Source organism: Sphingopyxis sp. MWB1 (assembly GCF_000763945.1).
Classification (GTDB): Bacteria; Pseudomonadota; Alphaproteobacteria; order Sphingomonadales; family Sphingomonadaceae; genus Sphingopyxis.
The window spans coordinates 66,976-84,193 of record NZ_JQFJ01000002.1; the positions used below are offsets into that span (position 1 = coordinate 66,976).

At 66.2% G+C, this 17,218-nt stretch carries 14 protein-coding genes; 4 read left to right on the forward strand and 10 right to left on the reverse strand.

Annotated elements, in window-relative coordinates; translation table 11 throughout:
- Nucleotides 1–21: 21 nt before the first annotated feature.
- Nucleotides 22–333, reverse strand: a complete 312-nt coding sequence (locus tag JV18_RS0101170; protein WP_033073085.1) for a DUF952 domain-containing protein — start codon at nt 331–333, stop codon at nt 22–24.
- Nucleotides 330–3,095: a DNA gyrase subunit A gene (gyrA, locus tag JV18_RS0101175; protein WP_033073086.1), complete on the reverse strand. Its 2,766-nt coding sequence runs from the start codon at nt 3,093–3,095 to the stop codon at nt 330–332. The genes JV18_RS0101170 and gyrA overlap by 4 nt, the downstream gene beginning before the upstream one ends.
- A 149-nt stretch (nt 3,096–3,244) precedes the next feature.
- Between gyrA and JV18_RS0101180 the strand changes: the two genes are divergently transcribed.
- From JV18_RS0101180 to JV18_RS0101190, 3 genes are read left to right on the forward strand one after another with little or no spacing between them, the layout of a single operon-like run.
- Nucleotides 3,245–4,564 (forward strand): hypothetical protein, encoded by a 1,320-nt coding sequence (locus JV18_RS0101180; protein WP_235302709.1) that lies wholly within the window; start codon nt 3,245–3,247, stop codon nt 4,562–4,564.
- 36 nt (nt 4,565–4,600) lie between these two features.
- The gene (locus tag JV18_RS0101185; RefSeq protein WP_033073087.1) at nt 4,601–5,524 is read left to right on the forward strand and encodes a hypothetical protein; all 924 of its coding nucleotides are present in this window, start codon (nt 4,601–4,603) and stop codon (nt 5,522–5,524) included.
- Nucleotides 5,521–6,930, forward strand: a complete 1,410-nt coding sequence (locus JV18_RS0101190) for a sensor histidine kinase (RefSeq protein WP_033073088.1) — start codon at nt 5,521–5,523, stop codon at nt 6,928–6,930. The genes JV18_RS0101185 and JV18_RS0101190 overlap by 4 nt, the downstream gene beginning before the upstream one ends.
- Before the next feature lie 159 nt (nt 6,931–7,089).
- Here the strand turns inward: JV18_RS0101190 and JV18_RS0101195 are convergent, their stop codons facing one another.
- Entirely contained in the window at nt 7,090–8,376 is a 1,287-nt protein-coding gene (locus JV18_RS0101195; protein WP_033074797.1) for a citrate synthase, read from the reverse strand.
- A 37-nt stretch (nt 8,377–8,413) separates the two neighbouring features.
- Entirely contained in the window at nt 8,414–9,877 is a 1,464-nt protein-coding gene (gene gltX, locus JV18_RS0101200; RefSeq protein ID WP_052072009.1) for a glutamate--tRNA ligase, read from the reverse strand.
- Nucleotides 9,878–9,950: 73 nt separating this feature from the next.
- Between gltX and JV18_RS0101205 the strand changes: the two genes are divergently transcribed.
- Nucleotides 9,951–12,137: a ComEC/Rec2 family competence protein gene (locus JV18_RS0101205; protein WP_033073089.1), complete on the forward strand. Its 2,187-nt coding sequence runs from the start codon at nt 9,951–9,953 to the stop codon at nt 12,135–12,137.
- On the opposite strand, the gene lexA is transcribed toward JV18_RS0101205, so the two are convergent.
- The 6 genes from lexA to JV18_RS0101235 all read right to left on the reverse strand — a co-directional run bounded on the left by lexA (nt 12,091) and on the right by JV18_RS0101235 (nt 17,053).
- Nucleotides 12,091–12,777: a transcriptional repressor LexA gene (gene lexA / locus JV18_RS0101210; RefSeq protein ID WP_033073090.1), complete on the reverse strand. Its 687-nt coding sequence runs from the start codon at nt 12,775–12,777 to the stop codon at nt 12,091–12,093. The two genes, JV18_RS0101205 and lexA, sit on opposite strands and share 47 nt — an antisense overlap.
- A 65-nt stretch (nt 12,778–12,842) precedes the next feature.
- Nucleotides 12,843–14,033 (reverse strand): molybdopterin molybdotransferase MoeA, encoded by a 1,191-nt coding sequence (locus tag JV18_RS0101215; RefSeq protein WP_033073091.1) that lies wholly within the window; start codon nt 14,031–14,033, stop codon nt 12,843–12,845.
- Nucleotides 14,030–14,503 (reverse strand): cyclic pyranopterin monophosphate synthase MoaC, encoded by a 474-nt coding sequence (gene moaC, locus JV18_RS0101220; RefSeq protein WP_033073092.1) that lies wholly within the window; start codon nt 14,501–14,503, stop codon nt 14,030–14,032. Before moaC ends, JV18_RS0101215 begins: the two co-directional genes overlap by 4 nt.
- Before the next feature lie 176 nt (nt 14,504–14,679).
- Nucleotides 14,680–15,471: an indole-3-glycerol phosphate synthase TrpC gene (gene trpC, locus JV18_RS0101225; protein WP_033073093.1), complete on the reverse strand. Its 792-nt coding sequence runs from the start codon at nt 15,469–15,471 to the stop codon at nt 14,680–14,682.
- The gene (gene trpD / locus JV18_RS0101230; RefSeq protein ID WP_033073094.1) at nt 15,468–16,466 is read right to left on the reverse strand and encodes an anthranilate phosphoribosyltransferase; all 999 of its coding nucleotides are present in this window, start codon (nt 16,464–16,466) and stop codon (nt 15,468–15,470) included. Before trpD ends, trpC begins: the two co-directional genes overlap by 4 nt.
- Nucleotides 16,463–17,053 carry an anthranilate synthase component II gene (locus JV18_RS0101235; RefSeq protein WP_033073095.1) on the reverse strand — a complete coding sequence of 197 codons (591 nt, stop codon included), beginning with the start codon at nt 17,051–17,053 and terminating at the stop codon, nt 16,463–16,465. Before JV18_RS0101235 ends, trpD begins: the two co-directional genes overlap by 4 nt.
- Nucleotides 17,054–17,218 lie beyond the last annotated feature (165 nt).

The window sequence follows — 17,218 nt, forward strand, 5'->3', positions numbered from 1 at the left end:
GGTGTTGAGGCGGCGGAGTGGTCAGCTATCGGCCTGGCGGGTGGCGATCACCGCGGACATGGGCAGGTCCGCGTAGAGGTGCGGGAAAAGCGCGCCGCCGCGGGAGGGTTCCCAGCGGAGAGTATCGCCGAAGCCGGTAAGGTCGACTTCGGCGATGACCAGATTTTGCTGGCCTGCAAAATGTTTGGCGAGCGTGCCGGGAAGCTGATCGGCGGTCGAGAGGTGGATATAGCCATCGGCAATATCCACCGGCGCGCCGCGAAAATGCCCGTCGCGCTCGAACGCCGCCCACTGGTCTGCCGTCAATATCTTGAAGGCGGTACGGGTGGTCATTCGTTCGGCGTTTCGGCTTCCGGGGTTTGGGACGGCGGGGTTTCGGGCGCGGTTTCGGCTACACCCTCGGTGCCTTCGCCCTCTTCCTCTTCGTCGCTTTCCTCGATGAGCGCGGCGGAGACGACATGCTCATTCTTGGCGACGTCGAACAAACGCACGCCCGCCGAGCCGCGCCCGATGACGCGCAGGCTGTCGAGACCCATGCGGATGAGCTTGGCCTGATCGGTGACGAGCATCAGCTGGTGCGCCTGCGTTGCCGGGAAGCTGACGACAACGGGGCCGTTGCGGGCGATATTGTCGATATTGGTGATGCCCTGACCGCCGCGACCGGTGCGGCGATATTCATAGGCCGACGACAGCTTGCCATAGCCATTGGCGCAGACGGTAAGAATGAATTGTTCGCGCTCGGCGAGTTCGGCCATGCGCTCATCGCTGAGCGTCGGTTCATTCTCATTATCCTTCCACGGCGCGGCGCGCAGATAGGCCTCGCGCTCGTCGCTGGTCGTGCCGACCTTGTGGAGGATCGAAAGCGAGATGACGGCGTCGCCTTCCGCGAGCCGCATGCCGCGCACGCCGGTCGAGTTGCGGCTTTGAAATTCGCGCACATCCTCGGCGGCAAAGCGGATCGCCTTGCCCTGGCGGGTGGCGAGCAGCACATCGTCGCTTTCGTCGAGCAGCGCGACGCCGATCAGCCGGTCGTCGGCATCATCGCCTTCGAACTTCATCGCAATCTTGCCGTTCGAGGGGACGTTGGTGAAGGCGTCCATGCTGTTGCGCCGCACGCTGCCCTTTGCCGTGGCGAACATGACGTGGAGCTTGCCCCATTCATCCTCATCCTCGGGCAGCGGGAGGACGGTCGAGATGGTCTCCCCCGTTTCGAGCGGGAGCAGATTGACCATCGGGCGCCCGCGCGTCGCCGGGCCGCCTTCGGGAAGGCGCCACACTTTCATGCGGTAAACCCGGCCAAGGGTCGAGAAGAAGAGCACCGGCGTGTGCGTCGAGGTGACGAACAGCTCGGAGACGACATCGGCATCCTTGGTCGCCATGCCCGCACGGCCCTTACCGCCGCGCCGCTGCGCGCGGAAGGTATCGAGCGGGGTGCGCTTGATATAGCCGTCCATGGTGACAGTGACGACCATATCCTCGCGTTCGATCAGATCTTCATCGTCGATGCCATCGGCGGCAGGCGCGATGAGCGTCTTGCGCGGGGTCGCAAATTCGGCGCGGACCGCGACCAGCTCCTCGCGCATCACGCCGTAAAGCTTGACCCGGTCGGCCAGGATCGAGAGCAGTTCCTCGATCACCGTCGCCAGTTCCTTGAGCTCGTCGCCGATTTCGTCGCGGCCGAGCGCGGTAAGGCGGTGGAGGCGCAGCTCGAGGATCGCCTTTACCTGCGTTTCGGAGAGGCGATAGACGCTCGCCTCTTCCATCTCGCCCTCAATCGCTTCGACCAGCCGGATATAGGGAGCGATTTCGCCGATCGGCCATTCGCGCGACAGCAGCGCCTCGCGCGCCGCGGCCGGATTGGGCGCGCCGCGAATGATGCGGACAACCTCGTCGAGGTTCGAGACCGCGACGACAAGGCCGAGCAAGATGTGCGCCCGGTCGCGCGCCTTCGCCAGCTCATATTTGCAGCGGCGGGTGATCACTTCCTCGCGGAAGGTGATGAAGGCGTTCAAAATATCGGGCAGCGCCAGCATTTCGGGGCGGCCGCCGCGAATGGCGAGCATATTGGCGGGGAAGCTCGACTGGGCGGGGGTGTGGCGCCAGAGCTGGTTGAGCACGACATCGGGGGTCGCATCGCGCTTGAGGTCGATGACGATCCGCACGCCCTCGCGGTTCGATTCGTCGCGGATATCGGCGACGCCCTCAATGCGCTTGTCGCGCGCGGCCTCGGCGATTTTTTCGACGAGGCCCGATTTTCCGACCTGAAAGGGGATGGAGGTGAGGACGATCGAACGGCGGTCGCCGCGCCCTTCCTCTACATCATGGGTCGCGCGCATCATGATCGACCCGCGCCCGCTGTTATAGGCGTTGCGCGCGCCGCCCTGGCCCAGAATCATCGCGCCGGTCGGGAAATCGGGGCCGGGAATGATCTGCATCAATTCCTCGACCGAAAGCGGCGCGCCGCCTTCGAGCTGGCGGTCGATGGTGGCGAGGCAGGCATCGACGACTTCACCGAGGTTATGCGGCGGAATATTGGTCGCCATGCCGACGGCAATGCCGCCCGCGCCATTGACGAGCAGATTGGGGAAGCGCGCGGGCAGAACCGTGGGCTCTTCGCGGCTGCCGTCATAGTTGGGCTGGAAATCGACGGTGTCCTTGTCGAGATCGCCCAGCAGCACCATCGCCGTTTTGGCGAGGCGCGCCTCGGTATAACGCATCGAGGCCGGGGGATCGGGGTCCATCGAGCCGAAATTGCCCTGACCGTCGATCAGCGGCACGCGCATCGACCAATCCTGCGTCATGCGCGCGAGCGCGTCGTAAATCGCGCTGTCGCCATGCGGGTGATAATTACCCATCACGTCGCCGACGATCTTCGCCGATTTCTTGTACGGACGCCCCGGAACGAAGCCGCCTTCCTGCGCGGCATAAAGAATGCGGCGGTGAACCGGTTTCAAGCCGTCGCGGATATCGGGCAGCGCGCGGCTGACGATGACGCTCATCGCATAGTCGAGATAAGAGGTCTTCATCTCGTCGACGATGTTGATCGGCGAAACACCATTCTCCGACGGCGGAATATGCGAATTTTCTTCGGTCAAGACCCGGCCTTTTTCTTCTTTTCAGGAGGTGGTTCGGGCCTAGCCCAACCCCCGTGCAAATGCCAGCGATTCGGACGGTTTTGAGAGGTTTTTTTGGCGATACACGCGCTGGTCGCTTTTGCCCTGGGGCCAGGGCGGGCGGCGGCGTCATGGCGCAATATCGCCGCTTGCCAATCCGTCATCACGCCCTAAAGGTCGCGGACGATGAAATTCTGCCTGCCTGGGGGGTGCCGGTGGCCTTGATCGCGCTGGTCGGCGCCAGTGAAATATTGCCTGACGGCGGTTTGCGCGCGCTTGTCCATGTGGCGGGCGAGGCGCTGATCGAGCGCCAGGCGGTGCGGCTCGCCGATGCGGGGGTCACCCATATGCTTGTCGCCGTGGGGACGGTGCCGGGCGAATTGCTTGCGACGTGCGACCGCATCCAGCGGCGCGGCATGAAGGTGACGCCGGTGCGGACCGCCGCCGATGTTGCCGCGGTGGTCAGCGCCGACGACCAATTGCTGCTCGTCGCCGACGGGCTGCGCGCCGGCGGCACCCATTATGCCGCCATCGCCAAAAGCGCCGCACCCGCCATATTGGTGACCGGCGATACGCTGTTGACCCAGGGATTTGAGCGGATTGACGCGACGCGGCGCTGGGGCGGGCTGGCCAGCGTGTCGGGGCAGATGGTCGCTGACCTGGCCGCCATGCCGGGCGAGTGGGACATGATGCTGACCCTGCTGCGCCTTGCGGTGCAGGCCAGCGCGCGGCGCCTCTATTGCGAACCCGCCCTGTTCGAACAGGGGGAGATTGCGATTGTCACCGACCGGCCGACGGCGGTGCTGATCGAGCAATCGAGCCTGCAACAGGTCGAATATGGCGGCATGGGGCTGGGCCGGTCGGCGGTGATGATGCCGCTGGTGCGGCTGATGGGGCCGGTGCTGGTGAAATCACCCGCCACCGCGCGCTATCTGCCGTGGATTACCGGGCTTTTGTGGATCATCGTCGCGCTACTCGCGGCCAGCGGGCTGGCGGCGGCGGGGGCGTTGGTCGCGATTGTCGCCGGGTTGGGGCTGGCGGCGATGCGTTTCCTCTCGTCCTTTCGCGCCGAAAGTGCGCGGCAGGACCGGATACGCCACTGGATTCGCCGTTTTTCCTGGCTGCTCTTGGGCAGCTTTCCCTGGCTGCTGTCGCTCGGCGGGCCCGCACATAAAATGCCGCCTTTTGCCGAGGCGGCGCTTGCGCCTTGTCTGGCGGCAACCATATTGCTCGCGCGTGCCCTCTATGAGGATGGCGGAGAGAAAAGGCGCTTTCATTGGCTGCTCCCCGATGCCGATCAGGCCTGGCTGATGCTGGCGCCCGCGCTGCTGTTCGGGCTGGCGCCGCTGATGTTCGCCATATTGCCGCTGCTCGCGCTGCTCCAGATTTTGCTGTGGCAGCGGCTCGCACGCCGTCCCGATCCCGAAATTGCGAAGAACAGCAAGGTTTAGGCGGCATTAACGCTCGGCTGATAGGGCCAGCATTGCATGAGTGAGATTCTCGCCCCGACCGGCATGGATATGCCGTCGCCGACCCTGTCGGCGCGCCTGCGCGAATTGGGCGATTTTTTTGCCGCGCCGGGGGCGGAACGGCTGACCGAAGAGCAGCGCGCGCTGTCGCTGGCGATTGCGCGGCGGCTGGTGGCGGCGACTGCGCGGCGGATCGACCGCGATTTCGACAGCGCGGCGCTTTGGACCGACTGGCTATATGGCGGCCTGCCCGGCGGCGATCGGCTGGCCTATTTCTGCTTTGCGCGCGGCGAAGAACATCGCTGGCGGGCGCGTTCGGCGTGGACGAGCGAGCCGGCCGGGAGAGCTCCGCCAGCGGAGGCGGAAACACAGCCCGATGCGACGGTCGCACCGCGCGAGGCGGAGCAAAGCGAGGCGGATGAACGCGAGGGGCGCGCCTATCTGGCGTTGCAAATCGCCCACCGCGCACGCTTCGACGCCGCAGGGCAGCCGACGCTGACCGCGCATGACCTCGACAGCGGCACTTATCGCGCGCTGCTCAACGACATGGCCGGATGGCGGCTCGAACGGCTGGGCGGCGACCCGGCATTGGCGCGGCAATTGGGCGACCATGTGCGCGCCGCGCTCGACGAACAGACGGCCGGGGCGGGCATTGATACCGCGGGCCGCGCCTATCACCAGTTGCTGGTGACGCGGGGGCGGCTGCGCGCGGCCGCCCATGATGCGGCGGAGCGGCATGACTGGCCCACCCTGATCGCTTTGCTCGCGGCGGCGCGTGACCGGCTCTATGCCGAGACCAGCCTTGCCCTGATATGCGCCGATGGCGACGATCTGGCGCGGCTTTGTGCGCCGCTGGAACTGGACACAGGCGCTTTGGCACAGGTGGAGGCATCGCTTGCGCGTCTGCCCGCGCGCGCCGTGGGTGCGGGAAGCAGGACATGAGCGAACCCCTCATCCGGGGGCGGGTCGACCGCAGCGGCGCGCTGGTTGCCGCCGATGCGCCGCTGCTGCGCTTGCAGGAACGGGCAGGCGCCACCATCGGTCAACCGCTGGCGCTGCCGCACCTCGCGCGGCTGATCATATTGGCGATGCGGCTCGACCGCGAAATCGCGCGGCCCTTTGTTGCGGCTGATGAGCGCAGCGATATTCATGCACTGGTCCATATCCGGCCCGATGCGCGCGGCGCGGACCTTGAAATCAGCGACTGGCAGACCGAACCGTCTCCACCCCCCGTGGCTTCCAGCGCGGAGGAGAGGGGAGAGGACGGCCCCTTGCCTTCGCCGCAGGATTGGACGTGGGAATGTGACGCGCAGTTGCGTGCGATTGCGCTGCGTGCAGGCGAGGCGGCGCCGCCGGTTCCGGCCGAATGGGCAGGGCAATCGCTCGCCGAATTATTCGAATTGCAAGCCGACAAGGATGGTCGCTTCCCCTTGTTGCAAGCGCTGGCGCAGCAGCGCGAATTTGCCGATCAGCATGTACGCGCCGGGGATGATCCGCGCACGCATATGATCCTGTCGGGCGTGCCGCTGTTCGACGCGCGCGGCGGATTTTCCGGCTTTCGCGGAATCGCGGTGCCCGGCGAGCCACTGGCGCAAAGCCTGTCGCCCGTTGCAGAGGAGGCATCTGCGCCGGTCACCTCCGATCCGGCCTTTGGCTCCCTGCCGCTGTCCGATCCCACTTTCGGCCGGCGGATCGACGGCGCGCTGCGCGGGCCGCTCAGCCGCATCATCGCCACCGCTGAGACGATTTCGGGGCAGTTCGATGGGCCGATCCGGTCCGACTATGCCCGTTATGCCGGGGATATCGCCCACGCGGCGCGCCATTTGCTGGGGCTGGTCGATGATCTGGCGGATCTGCAGAATATCGAACGTCCGGGCTTCAAGGCGGCGGCTGACGAGATTGACCTCGGCGACCTCGCCCGGCGCGCGGTCGGTCTGCTCGGCATGAAGGCCGAGGAAAAGGGCATTCGCATCGACGCGCCGAAGACCGACGACAAAATGCCCGCGTTCGGCGAATTTCGCCGGGTGCTGCAGGTGCTGCTCAACCTCCTTGGCAATGCCGTGCGCTATTCGCCTGAAAATTCGCAAATATGGATTCGCGTTGATCGTGAGGGGGACCGGGCGATGGTGACCGTCGCCGATCAGGGGCAGGGAATTGCCGTCGATCAGCAGGATGCGGTCTTCGAAAAATTCGAGCGGCTGGGGCGCACCGACAATAGCGGATCGGGCCTTGGCCTTTATATCGCGCGTCGTCTGGCGCGCGCCATGGGCGGGGATCTGACCGTCGACAGCGCGCCGGGGCAGGGCGCGCGCTTCACGCTGAGCCTGCCGGCGCGGGATGGGGAATAGGGGCGCATAGCGGAGTCTTGCGTGAGCGACGTCTGGTCCCGTCCAGAAAAAGGCGGGCCCCGGGTCAAGCCCGGGGTGACGGACTGGGCGTAAGCCCGGATTTTCGCGCAGAAAAAAGGGGCCGCTGGGGCCCCTTTTCCTTTTCATGTCTGCAGGCGCTTAGCGCTTGTCGACCGGCACGAAGGGACGGTGCGTCGGGCCGGTGTAAAGCTGGCGCGGGCGACCGATCTTCTGCGCGGGGTCCGAAATCATTTCGTTCCACTGCGCGACCCAGCCGACGGTGCGGGCGAGCGCGAAGAGAGCGGTGAACATCGTCGTCGGGAAACCGATCGCCGAAAGGATCACGCCCGAATAGAAATCGACATTGGGGAACAGCTTCTTTTCGATGAAATAATCATCGTTGAGTGCCATTTCCTCAAGCTGCAGCGCGACTTCGAACACGGGGTCGTTGACCTTGAGCGCGTCGAACACTTCGCGCACCGTTTTTTGCATCACCGTCGCGCGCGGGTCGTAATTTTTATAAACGCGGTGGCCAAAGCCCATCAGGCGGAACGGGTCGTCCTTGTCCTTGGCGCGCGCGATATATTCGGGGATGCGTTCCGGGCGGCCGATTTCGCGCAGCATGTTGAGCGCGGCTTCGTTCGCGCCGCCATGCGCGGGACCCCACAGACAAGCGATGCCCGCCGCGATGCACGCAAAGGGATTGGCGCCCGACGAGCCCGCGAGGCGGACCGTCGAGGTCGACGCATTTTGCTCATGGTCAGCGTGAAGAATGAAAATCCGGTCCAGCGCCCGCTCGACGGCGGGGACGACTTCATATTCCTCGGCCGGGACGCCGAAGGTCATACGCAGGAAATTTCCGGTATAGCTGAGGTCGTTGTTCGGATAGATGAAGGGCTGTCCTACCGAATATTTATACGCCATGGCAGCGATGGTCGGCATTTTCGCGATCAGCCGGTGGCTGGCAATCATCCGCTGGTGCGGATCGTGAATTTCCGTCGAATCATGGTAGAAGGCCGAGAGAGCGCCGACGACGCCGCACATGATGGCCATCGGGTGCGCGTCGCGGCGGAAACCGCGATAGAAAGTCGCAAGCTGTTCATGCAGCATGGTGTGGCGGGTGATGGTGCTGTCGAACGAGGCAAGCTCGTCGGCGTTCGGAAGCTCTCCGTTCAAGAGGAGATAGGCGACTTCCATGAAGCTCGAATGTTCGGCGAGGTCGCCAATCGCATAGCCGCGGTGAAGAAGAACGCCTTCGTCGCCGTCGATATAGGTGAGTTTCGATTCGCAGCTCGCGGTCGAGGTGAATCCGGGATCATAGGTGAAGGCACCCGTCTGGCCGTAGAGCTTGCGGATGTCGATGACATCGGGTCCCACCGTTCCCGAGAGGACGGGGCTGTCGATAGTCTGGTTGCCCAGAGTGATTTTGGCATTTTTCTCGGTCATATTCATTCCCCTGATCTGACGGAGGGTGAGACTGTGGCTACGCCCCTGCCGGATAATTGTGCGCTGCGTCAAGTCGCGCCAGGCTGGCCTCGCGCCCCAAGAGGAGCAGCACGTCGAAGATTCCCGGGGAAATACTGCGGCCTGTCAGTGCCGCGCGCAGCGGCTGGGCCAATTTGCCCAGCCCCAATCCGGCGGCTTCGGCCTCTGCCCGTACCGCTTCTTCGAGCGTTTCGGCAGTCCATTCATCGAGTCCGCGCAGCCGTTCGGTTGTTGCCGCGAGCAGCCCTTCGGGCGCATTTTGCAGCAATTGCGCGGCTTTTTCTTCCATTTGCAGCGGCAATTGTTCGAAAAGGAACAAGGCGCCATCGCCAACCTCGATCAGCGTCTTGGCGCGCGGCTTGAGCGCGGCCATGGCGCGAGTGAGGAGCGCCTTTTCTGCATCATCGAGGCTGCGGCCCAGCTGATTTTCGATCCGCGGGGCGGCGAGCGCGGCGAGACGTGCGTCATCAGCCTCGCGCAGATAATGGCCGTTCAGATTTTCAAGCTTTTTAAAGTCGAAGCGCGAGGGCGAGCGGCCGACATGGTCGAGGTCGAACCATTCAATCGCCTGGTCGCGGCTGATGATCTCATCATCGCCGTGCCCCCAGCCGAGGCGGAGGAGATAATTATTCACCGCTTCGGGAAGATAGCCCATTTCGTCGCGATAGGCATCGACGCCGAGCGCGCCATGGCGTTTCGACAGCTTGGCGCCGTCGGCGCCGTGGATCAGCGGGACATGGGCATAAACGGGTTCGGCCCAGCCCATCGCGCGCAGCAGCGCAATCTGGCGAAAGGCGTTGTTGAGATGATCATCGCCGCGAATGACATGGGTGACGCCCATGTCATGATCATCGACGACGACGCTGAGCATATAGGTGGGGGTGCCGTCGCTGCGTAGCAGGATGAAATCGTCGAGTTCGGCATTTTGCACCGTCACCTCGCCCTGCACCCGGTCGCGGATCGTCGTCGCACCATCCTGCGGCGCGCGCAGGCGCACCACATGCGGCGCGGCGGGGTCGCCGTCGCTCCGGTCGCGCCACGGGCTGCGGACGCGGAAGGGCAGGCGCTTTTCCTGCGCCTCTGCCCGCATTGCGGCGAGTTCATCCTGCGTCAGATAACAGCGATAGGCCGCGCCCTTTTCGAGCAAGGCGGCTGCCACCTCGGCATGGCGGGGTGCGCGGGCGAATTGGAAGACGGTGTCGCCGTCCCAGTCGAGATCGAGCCAGCGCATCCCGTCGAGAATCGCTTCAATCGCGTCATCGGTCGAACGCGCGCGGTCGGTGTCCTCGACCCGCAGCAGGAATTTGCCGCCATGATGGCGCGCGAACAGCCAGTTGAACAGCGCCGTGCGCGCGCCGCCGATATGGAGAAAACCCGTGGGGGAGGGGGCGAAACGGGTCACGACATCGGCGCCGGTCGCCTCACGCGGTTCTGCAATATTGGTAGGGATTTCAGTTGCCACCGACGGGTCTTTCACTCAGTTTGAAAATTCCGGCCAATCTGGGCGCCGGAAAGGGATCGGGGCAGCCCCTAGCATGGCGACAAGGCAGCTTCAAACGCCCATTCGCGCGCGGGCGGCGCAAGCGCGCGCGCGCATGGTCGCGCGCGTTCTGGACGCGCTGGAGGCGCGACTGGAGCGCGAGCGCGAACGCATCGGCCTGTGGCTGCCAATTGCGCTGGGCGCGGGGATCACGGCCTGGCTCGCGCTGCCCACGCGCACGGCGTGGATCGGGCTGCTGTTGCTGCTCGGCGCGGGGGTTTGTGCCGGGCTGCTGATCGGCTGGCGGCGGCGCAGCGGGCGAATGCTCGTCATCGGATGCGCGGCGATGGCGGCGGGATTGCTGCTGATCTGGGGCCGCGCGCTGTGGGTCGCGGCGCCAGTGCTCGCCTGGCCGGTGACGACCGAATTTTCCGCCGGGGTCGAACGGGTGCAGCCGCTGCCCGCGCGCGGGCAGATACGGCTGTGGCTGCGCCCGATCGCGCGCGCCGACCTGCCGCCGCGCCTGCGGCTGACCGCGCGCAGCGAACAGGCGGTGGGCATCGTTGCGGGCGAATATATCGGCCTGCGCGCGCGCTTGATGCCGCCGCCATCGGCGAGCCTGCCCGGCGGATATGATTTTGCCCAGCGCGCCTGGTTTGACGGGATAGGCGGCGTCGGCACGATTTTCGGCGACATTGCCAGCGCCAAGGGGGCGGGCGCGGCCGAAGCGCCGCTTCGCGCGCGGCTGAGCGCGCATATCCAGGGCGAGGTGGCGGGGTCGGCGGGCGGGGTCGCATCGGCGCTGGTGACGGGCGACCGGGGCGCGATTGACGAGGCCGATGAGGAAGCGATGCGCCGGTCGGGCCTCGCGCATCTGTTGTCGATCAGCGGGCTGCATGTCACCGCGGTCGTGGGCTTTGCGATGTTTTTCGCGATGCGGTTGCTCGCGCTCAGCCGCCGGCTGGCGCTTGCCGGGCTGGTGCTGCCGCTCGCGGCGGCGGCGGGGGCGCTTGCGGGAGGCGGCTATACCTTGCTCGCCGGGGCCGAAGTGCCGACCTTGCGGAGTTTTATCGCCGCGACGCTGGTGCTTATCGCCTTTCTGATCGGGCGCGAGGCCTTGACCCTGCGGCTGGTTGCGGCGGGGGCGCTGATCGTCATGCTCTTCTGGCCCGAGGCACTGGCGGGGCCGAGCTTCCAATTGAGCTTTGCGGCGGTGACGGCGATTATCGCGCTCCACGAAAGCGCCCCCATGCGCGCCTTTCTGGAGCGGCGGGACGAGGCGCGGATCAAGCGGCTGGGGCGCGGCATTGCCGGGCTGTTCGCGACCGGCGCGGTCGTCGAGATTGCGCTGACCCCGATTGCGCTTTTTCATTTCCACAAGGCAGGGCTTTATGGCGCGCTCGCCAATATCATCGCCATTCCGCTCACCACCTTTGTCATCATGCCCGCCGAGGCGCTCGCGCTGCTGTTCGATGCGGCGGGGCTGGGCGCGCCCTTCTGGTGGGTGGCGGAAACTGCGCTCAACCTGCTCATCATGCTGGCGCATGGCGTCGCGGGGGCGCCGGGCGCGGTGACGACGCTGCCGAGCTTTCCGCCCTGGGGCTTTGCGCTGACGATCGGGGGCGGACTGTGGATGTTGTTATGGCGAAGCGGCTGGCGCTGGTGGGGCGCGGGGCCGCTCGTCCTGGGCATGGGCGCGCTGCTGCTACAGCCGCGCCCCGATCTGCTCGTCACGGGCGACGGGCGGCATATTGCCGCGGCGCAGCCCGATGGCAGCTATGCGATGCTGCGTGCGCGGGCGGGCGATTATGTGCGAAGCGCCATGGCCGAGACCGCCGGGATCGACACACCGCTGACGGCGCTGGCCGAGCTTTCCCATGCCGAATGCAACCGTGATCTTTGCCGCTGGGCGCAGCGAAGCGGGGCGGGGGAGGCGGCGGAGAATGCGCGCATCATCCTTGTCGCCCATGGCCGCGACCGGATGGAGGCGGAGGATATGGCGGCGGCCTGCGCCGCGGCCGATGTGGTGATCAGCGAACGCTGGCTGCCGCGATCGTGCCGCGCGCGCTGGCTGACCATCGACCGCGACAGCCTCGCGGAAACGGGCGGCCTTTTATTTTATCTGGGCGCGACGCCGCGGGTCGTCGCGGCGCACCGGGTGCGCGACGATCATCCGTGGCGCAACCCCCAGCAACTTAGTGGTAACGACGAAGCAGTCCCGAAAGCCGACCTTGCACCATGACGCGTTCGGCGGGGTAGCGCTGCGGCTCATAGGCGCTGTTGGCGGGATCGAGCCGGATCATCGCGCCTTCGCGGCGGAAATATTTGAGCGTGGCATTTTCGCCATCGACGAGCGCGACGACAATTTCCCCCTCGCGCGCGGTATCGGCCTTTTGAATCAGCGCATAATCGCCGTCGAGAATCCCCGCCTCGACCATCGAATCGCCCGATACTTCGAGCGCATAATGGTCGCCCGAGCCGAGCAGCGCGGCGGGAACCGAAAGCTGTTCATGATCTTCAAACGCCTCAATCGGCACGCCAGCGGCGATTTTTCCGTGCAGCGGCACTTCAATAATATCATTCGCCGCCACGGGGCGCAGCGCGGGCGCGGGCTTGCGGAGCGGGACGATATTGTCGCTGCCGCCAGCCGGGGCAGGAGCTTTTGCTGCGTCGGGGAGCTTCAGCACCTCCAGCGCGCGGGCGCGATTGGGCAGGCGGCGGAGAAAGCCGCGTTCTTCCAAAGCGCTGATCAAACGGTGAATCCCCGATTTGGATTTCAGCCCCAGCGCTTCCTTCATTTCCTCAAACGAAGGCGAAATGCCGCTGTCGTCGAGCTTTTGCTGGATGAAGCGGAGCAGCTCATGCTGCTTGGCGGTCAACATTGGTCGTTCTCCACGATGCCATTACCGGACATAAGGGGAACGATAGTGGAACGAAGCGCGATTTGTCAAGCGATGCCGATATAGGGTGCCATGCTGCCTGCGGGCGCCGGGGGAGCGCCGATCTCCCGGATGAGCAGCGCATCAGCCTCGGCCAGCGGGCGCGTCTGGCCGCTATCCTGGCTGGTGAAGGGCAGAAGGCCATCATCGGTGAGGCGCGCGCGCAGATATTCGCGGCGGGCTTTTCCGGGGCCGAGCGGCGCGGCGAGCGGGGCCTGGCGGATGCGGGGCAGCGGATCGGCGGCCCCGGCGAGGTGGCGCGCGAGCGGCAGCAGGAACAAGGTCGCAGTGACAAAGGCCGAGGCGGGATTGCCGGGGAGGCCGAGCAGCACGGCGTCGCCGATGCGGCCTGCGATGAGCGGCTTTCCGGGGCGCATGGCGATTTTCCAGAAATCGAGGGTGCCGCCCGCATCGGCGAGCGCGCCCGCGACATGATCATGGTCGCCGACCGATGCGCCGCCAATGGTGACGATGATGTCATGGCGGGAGGCAAGCTCTGCCAGCGCGGTGGCGAGCGCGGCACGGCTGTCGGGCACGCGGCGGCTTTCGCCGAGGATGACGGGGAGCGGGGCGAGCATGGCGGCGAGCATAATGCCGTTGCTGTCGGGGATCTGGCCGGGGGCGAGGGGCGTGCCGGGGGCGACAAGCTCGTCGCCGGTCGCGAGTATGGCGATGCGCGGGCGGGCGCCGACGGCGAAGCGCGCGGCGCCGCCCATGATCGCGGCGGCGATGGCGCCGGGAGTGAGGCGGGTGCCGCGTGCAAGCAGCCGGTCGCCGGTGCGGAAATCGCCGCCCGCCGCGCGGACATGGCGGCCCGCCGCGCCGGGGCCTTCGCCGCTGAGGAGGAGGTCGCTGCCCTTGGCGGTGACATCTTCCTGCACGATCACTGTGTCGGCGCCCGCGGGCAGCATCGCGCCGGTGAAAATACGGATCGCCTCGTCGGGTGCCAGCGCGGCGGTGGGGGCGGTGCCAGCGGCGACTTCGCCCGCGATGCGCCATGGCCCCGGCATATCGGCAAAGCGGATGGCATAGCCGTCCATTGCCGAGAGCGGAGCGGCGGGCTGGTCGCGCGCTGCTATAACATGGTCTGAAATATAGCGGCCAGTGGCTTCAGTTACCGCGATTTCTTCGGGCGGAAGCGGCGGGCGGGGGGGGGGGGGGCGCGTCTGGGCTTGTTCGACCGCGAGCAGCCCGCTCATGCGGCGCGCCAGTCGCCCGAGCGCCCGCCGCTCTTTTCGAGCAGGCGAATGTCGCCGATCACCATCGCGCGGTCGAGCGCCTTTGCCATGTCATAAAGGGTGAGCAGCGCGGCCGAGGCGGCGGTGAGAGCCTCCATCTCCACCCCCGTCGGGCCGGTGGTGGCGGCGGTGGCGGCGACCGAAAGCCCGTCTGCTTCCCACGCGAAATCGACGCTGACCTTGCTGAGCGCGATGGGGTGGCAAAGCGGGATGAGGTCGGCGGTGCGCTTCGCCGCCATGATGCCCGCGATGCGCGCGGTGGAGAGCACATCGCCCTTGGGGGCATTGCCGCTGCGGATCGCTTCGAGGGCGCCGGGCGACATGGTGATGCGTCCGCTGGCCACCGCGCGGCGCTGCGTCGCGGGCTTGGCCCCGACATCGACCATATGCGCGGCGCCGGTTTCGTCGAGATGAGTCGGGCGGGTTGTCATGGCGCGGGAGCGAAGCACGGGCGCGGCGAGAAAGGCAAGGGGGGAGTGTGCCTTTCGTCGTCATCCCGAACTCTTCGACAGGCTCAGGACAGGCTTGATCCGGGATCTATTTCCACCGGCGCTGCATGGATCCCGGATCAAGTCCGGGATGACGAAGGGAGGGGAGAAGGCTGGCCCTATCCCTCTAGCAGCGCCCTGGTTGCCGCCGTGACGTCATGCTGGCGCATCAGGCTTTCGCCGACGAGGAAGGCGTTGACGCCGCTTTGGCTGAGGCGCTGGCAGTCGGCGTGGGCCGCGATGCCGCTTTCGCCGACGAGCAGGGCGTCCGCAGGCACGCGCGCGGCGAGGCGTTCGGTGACCGCGAGATCGGTTTCGAAGGTGCGAAGGTCGCGGTTGTTGACGCCGATCAGGCGCGACTGGAGTGCGGTGAGCGCCCGGTCGAGTTCGGCCTCGTCATGCACCTCGACCAGCACGTCCATGCCGCGTTCGATGGAGGCGGCCTCGATCTCGCGCATCATGCTGTCTTCGAGCGCGGCGACGATGATCAATATCGCGTCGGCGCCGATGGCGCGCGCTTCGGCGACCTGCCAGGGGTCGATCATGAAATCCTTGCGGAGCACGGGAAGGTCACAGGCGGCGCGCGCGGCGACCAGATAATCCTCATGCCCCTGAAAATATGGCGCGTCGGTGAGCACCGAGAGGCAGGCCGCGCCGCCAGCGGCATAGGCGCGGGCGTGGTCGGCGGGGTCGAAATCGGCGCGAATCAGGCCTTTGGAGGGTGAAGCTTTCTTGATTTCGGCGATGAGGGCGAATTGCCCGGCATCGATCTTTGCCTGAAGCGCGGCGCGAAAGCCGCGTGGCGGGCTGGCTTCGCGCGCGGCGCTGTCGAGATCGGCGAGGCTGCGCGCGGCGCGGCGTTCGGCGACTTCCTGCGCCTTGGTATCGAGGATCCGGGTGAGGCGGTTCATTTATAAGCGATCCAGCAGTTGAGGAGCGCGTTGGCGAGCCCCTTGTCAATGGCTTCGGCGGCTTCCTCCACCCCTTCGGCGACCGTTTCCGCCTCGCCCGCGACGATGAGTGCCATGGCGGCGTTATAAAGGACGGCGTCGCGATAGGGGCCGGGCTCGCCCTGAAGCAGCGCGCGCAGGGCCCTCGCATTATAGGCCGCATCGCCGCCGCGAATGTCCGAAATGGGGCGCGTCGGCAGGCCGCCGTCGGCGGCGTGGCTGCGCTGCATCTGCACCCCCTGCGGGGTGACAACGGCGACTTCATTGCCGCCCGCGAGCGACAGTTCGTCAATGCCTTCATCGCCGCAGATGACGCGTGAATGATCGGTGCCCAGCCGGTGCAGCGCCTCGGCATAGACGGGGACATAGGCGGGCCGCGCGATGCCGATAAGCTGGCGCGTCACCCGTGCAGGGTTGGCGAGGGGTCCCATCAGGTTGAAGATGGTGCGGCGCGCGAGCGCACGGCGGATCGGCATGATGCGCTTCATCGCCGGATGGCGGGTGCCCGCGAAAAGGAAACAGATGCCGAGATCGGCGAGCTGTTCCTCGGCCATGCGGTCGGCGCGCTCCATGTCGAGGCCCAGCGCCTCCAACGTGTCCGCCGCGCCCGATTTGGAGGAGGCGGCGCGATTGCCATGCTTGGCGACCGGCACGTCGCAGGCGGCCACGACAATCGACACGGCGGTCGAGACATTGAGCGTATGATGCCCATCGCCCCCGGTGCCGCACACGTCGATCGCGCCTTCGGGAGCTTCGATGGCGATCAGCCGGTCGCGCATCGCCTGCGCCGCAGCGGCGATTTCGACCATGGTTTCGCCGCGATCCGACAAGGCGACGAGAAAGGCGCCGACTTCTTCATCGCTGCCACCGCCGTCGAGCATGGTGGCAAAGGCGGCCTCGGCCTCGTCATATTCCAGAAACTGCGCGGGGTCGGGAAAGGGCCCGAAACGGCTCATGCGGGCTTTCTTTCCTTTACCGGCAACCCCGCGATCCGCAGGAAATTGGCGAGCATGGCATGGCCATGTTCGGTGGCAATGCTTTCGGGGTGGAATTGCACGCCATGGATCGGCAGTTCGGCATGGCGAAAGCCCATGACCGCGCCGTCGTCGCTGGTCGCATTGATCGCGAGACTGTCCGGAATATCGACGACTTCCAGACTGTGATAGCGGGTCGCGGTGAGCGGCGAGGGCAGATCGGCGAACAGGCCCGTGCTGTCGTGGCAAATGGGCGAGGTTTTGCCGTGCATCAAATGGCCGCGCTGGACGGTGCCGCCGAAATGCTGGCCAATCGCCTGATGTCCCAGACACACGCCGAGCAGCGGGCGCCGTGCCTCGGCGCAGGCGGCGACGAGATCGAGGCTGATCCCGGCTTCGTTGGGGGTGCAGGGGCCGGGCGAGATGAGAATGGCATCGGCGCCGCTGGCAAGGGCTTCGGTGGCGGTCAGCGCGTCATTGCGTTCGACACGCACCTCGGCCCCCAGCTCGATCAGATAATGAACGAGGTTGAAGGTGAAGCTGTCATAATTGTCGATGACGAGGATCATGCGCTGGCCCTAATCCTTTTGGCCGTGGCGGGGAAGGGCGGGAGCTGCTGTTCCGGCAGGGATATGGGCGCGCAGAGAGCGCAGAGGATTTGAAAGATTATTCGCGCGGAGACGCGGAGACGCGGAGAAGAAAATCCGGGCCGACAGGCCCCTTTCTCCATCAGC